Below are 7999 nucleotides of genomic sequence, written 5' to 3'. Positions count from 1 at the left end.
CACCCGACTGCGTGGTGGACACGGCAGGCGCAGAGATGTTCGAAGTCATCTTTCTCCTAATTGCTTGATTACTTGTCATTTACGTTTGCAGGAAGATTCTGGGTTTGGGCGGCGGGCGCCAGCCGTTCCTGGCCCACATAGGCATTCAGGCTCTTGCCCCGGCTGAAGCCCACGAGGGTCACCCCGGTGTCGGCGGCGAGGTCCGCCGCCAGGCTTGAGGGCGCGCTGACCGCCGCCAGGACCGGGATGCCGGCCAGGGCGGCTTTCTGCACGAGCTCGAAAGACGCCCGGCCGGAAACCTGCAGGACGGTGCCGCGCAGCGGCAGGAGCCCTTCGCGCAGTGCCCACCCGACCACCTTGTCCACGGCATTGTGCCGCCCGACGTCCTCGCGGAGGCAAAGCAGCTCTGCTTCACCGCCGCCGTCGATCCTGAACAGTCCTGCCGCGTGGACGCCGCCGGTCTTGTCGAACAGCGCCTGGGCCTCGCGCAGCTGTTCGGGGAGGCTGGCCAGCACGTCCACCGGCACGCGCAGCTGGTCCGCGTGCACGTCGTGGGTGAGGGTCTTGCGTACGGCCTCAATGGAGGTGCTGCCGCAGATCCCGCAGGAGCTGGAGGTGTAGACGTGCCGGCCGGATTCCGGCAGAACCAGTCCGGGACGGAACTGTGCTTCGACGACGTTGAATGTCTGCCGGCCGGTTTCGTCCTCGCCGGCGCAGAAGCGGAGCGAGACGAGATCCTCCTGGCAGCTGATGATGCCTTCCGAAACCAGGAAACCGGCCACGAGGTCAAAGTCGTCACCGGGTGTCCGCATCGTTACGGCGAACGACATGTTCCCGAAGCGGATCTCCAGCGGCTCCTCGGCCGCCAGCACGTCCTCGCGCACCCGTACGGGGAATTCCATGGCGGCCTCGGAGCCGTCCAGCAGGTAGCGGTGGACCTTCCGGCGCTGGGTCATGCGTGCCATGCCCTAGTCCCCCCATTCCAAGCTGTTGCCCCAGGCCAGATTGCCGGGCAGCGACGCCTGCAGCGGCGGGCACCAGGGGAGGGCAAAGGCCGGAACCGGCTCACCGGGCTGTGCTCCCCGGGACGGAACCACCATGACGCCGTCGGCGCCGGCCAGTCCGCGCATCATGCCGGGGCCAGTGAACGGGGCGGGAACCGCCATGCCGTTGACCCAGCGGAACGGCATGAGCCGGGTGGACGCCCGGTGGGCGTCGACGGTTGCGCCGCACAGCACCCGGCTGACTCCGGGCACCGGCTGGTGCCCAAGGGCGGCCAGCAGGGGACCGCCGACGGTGAAAAGGGCCATGAGGGCGGCGAGCGGGTTGCCGGGAAGTCCGACGACGAAGCGACCGTTGGGCAGCTTGCCCAGGGCCACGGGATGGCCGGGCCGCATGGCGATGCCGTCGATGAGGAGCCGGCCGCCGAGGGCTGTCACGGCATTGCGGAAATGGTCCGCGCCCGAGCGGCCCGTTCCGCCGGTGGTCACGATAACGTCCGGCCATTGCCCCATCGGCGCTTCGGCGGCGCCCAGTGCCGTCAGCCATTCCTCGTAGGAGTCCCCGATCCGGACCAGCTGGCCCGGGACGCCTCCCAGCATCCCGACGACAGTGCTGAGCTGGGGTCCGAAGGCGTCCCTGACCTGTCCGGGTGCCGGGATCCTCGCCGTAACCACCTCCGAGCCGGTCACAAGCAACTTGACCAGGGGCTTGCCGTGCACCATCAGCTGGTCATGGCCGGCGACGGCGGCCAGGGCGATATGTGCCGGGTTCAAGGCTGTCCCGGCGGGGATGAGGACCTCGCCGGCTGCCGCTTCCTCGCCGGACCTGCGGATGTGCTGGCCAGGGCGGGGTTCGCCGGGAGCCGCCCCGTCGCCCAGCATCAGTACGGCCCTGCCAGCTGCTGTGGTGGTGAGCCGTCCGCTCTCGACGCGGAGGACCGCCTGGGTGCCGGCAGGGATGACGCCGCCGGTCACCACCGGGCTGGCCTCTCCGCTGCGGAGCGGCTGTCCCGGTTCCGTCAGGGTCCACGGACCGTCCCCGCTGACCGTCCAGCCGTCCATGGCGGATGAGGCGTAATGGGGCAGGTCCTGAAGCGCGACGACGTCTGCCGCCAGAGTTCTTCCGCTCGCCTCCGCCAACGGGACACGCTCGGGTCCAAGCGGGCGGGCGCATTCGAAAGCCAGCCTGCGTGCTTCCGCCCAGGTGTGCTCTCCGTGAGTGTCCCGCCCGGCGGCCGTGCCCGGCCTTTCGATGGTCTGAAGGGCTGGAGCTGTCACTGGTGGTTCCTCGTTGGTGAATGGGCCTCGTTGGTTGGCTTGCAAAAGGGCGGGGACACTTGGCGTTGGCCGGCTTGCGCGGCGGGAATGCCCTGCGCTGCTGTTCGTTTCCCGAAAGCGGTGCTTCGGCGCTTACCTCCCCAGGTATTTCAGGCCTCCGAAACACCGTTTACGGGAAACGAAAATTGCTTTTTTGCGCTAGGCGATGCGGCTTTGGGCCCCTTCCCAACAGCGGCCACCCTGATATTCCAAATATATCTCAAAGATATATCAGTGGGAAGGGGTTCAAGCATCGGATTTTTTTTGCGGCCCTTGGGCCCGTCTAGGCAGCCTCAACCGTCACGACGTCGCCGTTGTCGCGGCAGAACATGCGGCGTCCGCCACCGAAGGCGCGGATCAGCCACAAGATGCCGCCGTCCTCGGTCAGGTCGTCGATCCAGCCGCTGTGCCGGGTCGAGTACTGCTCCACGACGGTGACAAAATCGCCCGGCATGAGCGCGGTCCAGTCCGTGACGACCTTGGTCTCGGCGGGCGCCGGCGCGGTGCCGGCCACCATCAGTGCCGTTGTCATGGCGTGAGGACCGGTGCCAGGGCGCGGAACTGTTCGCGCGCCGCCTTGGCGGTGTGGAGGAGCAGCAGTGCGGTGGTCACGGAACCGACCCCGCCGGGGACAGGAGTCAGTGCTGCAGCGACCGTGCTGACGCTGGCTTCGTCGACATCGCCGACGAGAGAGCCGTCAGCGAGCACGTTCGTTCCCACATCGATGACCACTGAATGTTCCGAAACATCAGTCCCGGTGAGCAGTCCGGTGCGGCCGGCAGCAACAACCACGACGTCGGCGGCGCGGGTGTACTTCCCGAGCGGGCCGGACCTCGAGTGGCAGACCGTTGTGGTGGCGTCCTTCTGCAGCAGCAGCAGGGACAGCGGCTTGCCCACCACGGTTGACCGGCCCACCACCACTACGTTGCGGCCGGCCACCGGGATTTCGAAGTGGTCCAGGATTTCCACCACGGCGCGTGCCGTGGCCGGCGCGAAGGCGCGCTCCCCGACGGCGAGAAGCCCCAGGCTCAGCGGATTCGCGCCGTCGATGTCCTTTTCCGGGGAGATGTACTTGACCAGCTCCTGGGTCCTCACGCCCGGGGGCAGGGGAGTCTGCAGGATGATGCCGTTGACGGAAGGTTCTGCACTGAGGTCCTTCAGGACGGTGATGAGGACCTGTTCGGTCGCGTCGTGGCCGACGTCGATGATCCGGCAGTTGATGCCGGCGGTTTCCGCGGCGCGCTCTATGGAGCGGACATACCAGTGGGTGGAGCTGTCCTCTGTCGCAACCACGACGGCGAGCGTCGGGCAGGTGCCGTCTTCGGTTAGGGCTTTGGCTTCGGTCCGGGCCTGCTGCTGGATCAGTTTGGCGAGAGGCTTGCCGGAAAGCAGGGATGCAGTCATCGGAGGATCCTTTCCCGTACCTGGCGCGAGAGCGAGTCTGCTGCCAGCACGACTTTTTCTTCGAGTCCGTCAGTTTGTTCAGCCAGTGCGGCGCGCGCCTGGGCATTCTTGATGGCGACGACATTGATGTCGATGTTGACCCGGGCGGTGGTGGCCGCTGCCCGGGCCGCGTCGGCTGCCGCGGCGATGTCGCTGATGACGTTCGGGTTCGCAATATCCAGAAGTTCGGCTGCGAGATCCACGACGGCGCCCGACAGCTTGATCAGCCGGGCCGGCGGTTCGGCGGCCTGGCCAAGTGCGGCGTCGATGGCGGCAGCACGCGCTTCACGCTCATCGTCGCTTTCGGCAGGCAGCTTGTACGAGGCGATCACGGCCTTGAAGGCGGCTTCGTCGGCGTCGGCCAGGCCCAGCGTCTCGCCAACGAGCTGGTCTGCGGCGGCGATGATCCGGGAGGTGGTCTCTGCGTGCTGCTCATATTTGCCGCCGGTGCTGAATCTCGCCACCATCGCCACCAGGGCCGCACCCTGCGAGGCATGGAGTGCCGCGGCAGCGCCGCCCCCGGGAGTGGGTTTCCGGGCGGCAAGCCTGCCGAGATAGTCATTGATTGTTTCTGAACCGATCATTTGTCCATTCCTGGGCTGGTAGAGGCTACAGCCTGGTGGAAAGGCTGGAGCCTGGTAGATGCTGGGGCCTGGTAGAGGCGAGGATAGGGTGCTGCACGCAGCCCGGCTCCCGTTGCGAGGATGAGCCGGGCTGCGTGCCCCCCGGAGGGCCCTGCTGGCTGTTTAGCCGCGGAGCCGGGTCATTTTCGGGTCGTACAGCGGCTCTTCCGAAACGGTGGCCGTAATACGCCGTCCGAAGTATTCAATTTCAACGGAGTCCCCGACGGAGACGGTGCCCGGCAGGTAGGAGTAGGCAATCGGCTTGGCCACGGTGTAGCCGTAGGCGGCGCTGGTCACGTAGCCGACGGCCTGCTCCTTGTAGAAGACGGGCTCTTTGCCGAGGACGATGGAGCGGCCGTCATCGATGGTCAGGCAGCGCAGCCGGCGGGCCGAGCTCTCCTCGGTGCGGCCTTCGAGCGCGCCCTTGCCGATGAAGTTTTCCTTGGCCATCTTCACCGCGAAGCCGAGGCCTGCCTCGAAGGGGTCGTGCTCGGTGGTCATGTCCGTGCCCCAGGAGCGGTAGCCCTTCTCGAGGCGCAGCGAGCTGAACGCCGCACGTCCGGCTGCGATGACACCGAAGGGCTGCCCTGCCTGCCAGAGCGCATCCCAGAGGCGCTGTCCGTTGTCGGCGCTGGTGTACAGCTCCCAGCCGAGTTCGCCGACATAGGAAAGACGCATCGCGGTGACGGGGATCCCGCCGATGACGACGTTTTTGGCGCGGAAGTACTTCAGGCCGTCGTTGCTGAAGTCATCAGCGCTGACCTTGCTGACCAGGTCGCGGGCCAGCGGGCCCCAGAGGCCGATGCAGCACGTGCCGCCCGTGGTGTCGCGCACCTGGACCCAGTCGGAGGCTGATCCGCTTTGGGTCTGGTGCCGGGCGGCGCGCTCAAAGTAGGCGGTGTCGATGTTGCCGTTGGCGCCGAGCTGGAAGGTATCCTCGCTCAGCCGGGCCACGGTGATGTCGCTTCGCACGCCGCCGGCGTGGTCCAGCAGCAGCGTGTAGGTGACCGCGCCCGGCTTCTTGGCCAGGTCCGCCGTCGTCAGTTCCTGCAGGAGCTTCAGGGCTCCCGGGCCGGAGATTTCGAGGCGCTTGAGCGGCGTCATGTCGTACATTGCAACGGCCGTGCGGGTCTTCCACGCTTCGGCGGCCGCGATGGGGGAGCTGAACATTCCGGACCAGGCGTCACGGGCCGGCGGCAGCCATTCGGCCGGCATCTCCTTCAGGAGGGCAGCGTTGGCTTCGAACCAGTAGGGCCGCTCCCAGCCGCCGGATTCGAGGAAGAACGCGCCGAGCTCCTTGTGCCGGGCGTGGAACGGGCTGACGCGCAGGTTCCGCGGGGAGAGCCGCGGCTGCAGCGGGTGCAGGACGTCGTAGATTTCCACGAAGTTCTGCTGCGAGGTTTCGCTGACGTATTCGGGGGTGAGCTGGACGTCCTCGAAGCGGGTGATGTCGCATTCGCCGAGGTCGGTTTCGGACTTGCCCGTGGTCAGCAGCTCTGCCATGGCTTTGGCCACTCCGGCGGAGTGCGTGACCCAGACGGCCTCGGCGACGTAGAAGCCGTCGAGTTCCTTGGACTCGCCAAGGAGCGGGCCGCCGTCGGGGGTGAAGGAGAAAATGCCGTTGAAGCCGTCCTCGATTTCGCTTTCCGCCAGCGCGGGCAGCAGCTGCTTGGTGGCCTCCCAGGCCGGCAGGAAGTCCTCGAGGGTGAACTCGAGCCGGGACGGCATGTTGTGTTCGCTGACGGTCTCGGGGGCGTAGCTGCCGAGGGTGTCGACGTCGACGGGCATGGGGCGGTGGGCGTAGGAACCGATGCCGTAGCGTTCGCCGTGTTCGCGGTAGTAGAGGTCCTGGTCCTGGTGGCGGAGGATGGGCAGCCGGGCGCCGTTGGGCAGTTCGTTCTTGCCCTGCTGGGCCGGCACCGGGGTGGTCTTCACGTACTGGTGGGCCAGCGGGAGCAGCGGAACGGACATGCCGATCATGGAGCCGATCTTGGCGCCCCAGAATCCGGCGCAGGAGATGACGATGTCGGCCGGGATGACGCCGTCGGGGGTCTCGACGCCGGTGACGCGCGGTCCGGACTGCTCGATGCCCGTCACCGTGGTGGAGCCGCGGTACTTGACCCCGGCGGCTTCGGTGCGCTTGATCAGCAGCTGCACGGCGCGGGCGGCGAGTGCCAGGCCGTCACTGGGGACGTGCAGGCCGCCCAGGATATCCTCCTCGTTCAGGAGCGGGTAGAGCTCCTTGCATTCGCTGGCGGACAGGATCCGGCCTTCGATGCCCCACGAGGCAGCGTAGCCGAGCTTGCGCTTGAGGTCGGCGAGTCGGGTTTCGGTGGTGGCGACTTCCAGGCCGCCCACCTGGTTGAAGCAGCTGACGCCGTCCTCGGTCAGGGACAGCAGCTTCTCCACCGTGTATTTCGCAAAGGATGCCATGGTCTTGGACGGGTTGGTCTGGAAGACCAGTCCCGGGGCGTGCGAGGTGGAGCCGCCGGGCATGTTCAAGGGCCCCTGGTCCAGGACCGTGATGTTGTTCCAGCCCCGGGCGACCAGTTCGTCGGCGAGGTTGGTCCCGACGATCCCGGCTCCGATGATGACAATACGTGGTGTCGATGCCATGAAAGTTCTCCTGCGTAGGTAGTGGGCTTCGGCGGCCTTCAGGTGGCTGCCTTAGCGGAAGACGCTGATTTATCGGAAGACGATGGTGCTGGCCTGGTCGATCAGCACACGGTGTTCGCAGTGCCAGCGGACGGCGCGCGCCAGTGCGAGGGCCTCCGCGTCCTGCCCGATGGTGGACAGCGTGGTGGGGCCGAAGCTGTGGTCGACGCGGATGACTTCCTGCTCGATGATCGGACCCTCGTCAAGGTCGGCAGTGACGTAGTGGGCGGTGGCGCCCACCAGCTTGACGCCGCGGTCGTAGGCCTGGTGGTACGGGCGCGCTCCCTTGAATCCCGGCAGGAAGGAGTGGTGGATATTGATGGCCCTGCCCTCGAGGGAGCGGCACAGGTCATCGGAGAGCACCTGCATGTAGCGGGCCAGGACGACGAGGTCGATGTCGTATTCGTCGACGAGTTCGAGCAGGCGCCGCTCGGCTTCCTGCTTGGTTTCCGGAGTCACGGGGATGTGCACGAACGGAAGACCGGCCGCCTCGGCCATCGCCCGGTGCGTTTCGTGGTTGGAAACCACCAGGGCCAGCTCGCCGCCGAGGCTGCCGCCCCGCCAGCGGAAAATCAGGTCGTTGAGGCAGTGCCCGAACTTGGAAACCATCACCAGGACCCGCTGCTTGGTCCCGTCGTGTACGCCGAACTTCATGTCGAAACGCTCCGCGATGGGGCGGAACTCCTCTTCGAGCTTCTGCAGGTCGTGCCCGGTAGCACCGGAAAAGGCCGTGCGCAGGTGCAGGTCTGGCGGAGGCCGTCGTCGAACTGCTGGTGCTCTTCAATGTTGAAACCGCGCTCGAACAGGAACGTGGTTACGGCCTGAACGATGCCGGCGCGCTGTGCGCACGACAGTGTGAGCACGAACTTTCCGGTCTTGGTTTCTCCAGCGGCTTCCGTCTGCGGCGACGGGCTGGCTTTTGTGGCTGTATCCACAACGCTCATGTGAAAATCCTTTAGA

At 66.7% G+C, this 7999-nt stretch carries 6 protein-coding genes and 1 pseudogene; all 7 read right to left on the bottom strand.

Translation table 11 applies throughout. The annotated features are described in order from the left end of the window. Positions 1-68 precede the first annotated feature (68 nt). Positions 69-965 (bottom strand): formate dehydrogenase accessory sulfurtransferase FdhD, encoded by an 897-nt coding sequence (fdhD, locus tag ACFUTU_RS16135; protein WP_377966000.1) that lies wholly within the window; start codon positions 963-965, stop codon positions 69-71. A gap of 3 nt (positions 966-968) precedes the next feature. Next, a complete protein-coding gene (locus ACFUTU_RS16130; RefSeq protein ID WP_377965998.1) occupies positions 969-2279 on the bottom strand; it encodes a molybdopterin molybdotransferase MoeA in 1311 nt (436 codons plus the stop codon). Between the two features lie 322 nt (positions 2280-2601). Then, positions 2602-2850 carry a hypothetical protein gene (locus ACFUTU_RS16125; RefSeq protein WP_377965996.1) on the bottom strand — a complete coding sequence of 83 codons (249 nt, stop codon included), beginning with the start codon at positions 2848-2850 and terminating at the stop codon, positions 2602-2604. Beyond that, positions 2847-3722 carry a bifunctional 5,10-methylenetetrahydrofolate dehydrogenase/5,10-methenyltetrahydrofolate cyclohydrolase gene (locus tag ACFUTU_RS16120; RefSeq protein WP_377965994.1) on the bottom strand — a complete coding sequence of 292 codons (876 nt, stop codon included), beginning with the start codon at positions 3720-3722 and terminating at the stop codon, positions 2847-2849. The genes ACFUTU_RS16125 and ACFUTU_RS16120 overlap by 4 nt, the downstream gene beginning before the upstream one ends. Continuing rightward, positions 3719-4345: a cyclodeaminase/cyclohydrolase family protein gene (locus tag ACFUTU_RS16115; RefSeq protein ID WP_377965992.1), complete on the bottom strand. Its 627-nt coding sequence runs from the start codon at positions 4343-4345 to the stop codon at positions 3719-3721. The genes ACFUTU_RS16120 and ACFUTU_RS16115 overlap by 4 nt, the downstream gene beginning before the upstream one ends. A gap of 162 nt (positions 4346-4507) precedes the next feature. Then, positions 4508-7000, bottom strand: a complete 2493-nt coding sequence (locus ACFUTU_RS16110) for an FAD-dependent oxidoreductase (RefSeq protein WP_377965990.1) — start codon at positions 6998-7000, stop codon at positions 4508-4510. 69 nt (positions 7001-7069) lie between these two features. After that, positions 7070-7983, bottom strand: a pseudogene (gene purU / locus ACFUTU_RS16105) (formyltetrahydrofolate deformylase). Positions 7984-7999: the final 16 nt, after the last annotated feature.

The sequence above is a fragment of the Arthrobacter sp. NPDC057388 genome (assembly GCF_042668165.1).
Taxonomy (GTDB): Bacteria; Actinomycetota; Actinomycetes; order Actinomycetales; family Micrococcaceae; genus Arthrobacter.
Note: the sequence above shows the minus strand (reverse complement) of the source record. Positions and strands in the feature narration are given on the sequence as shown.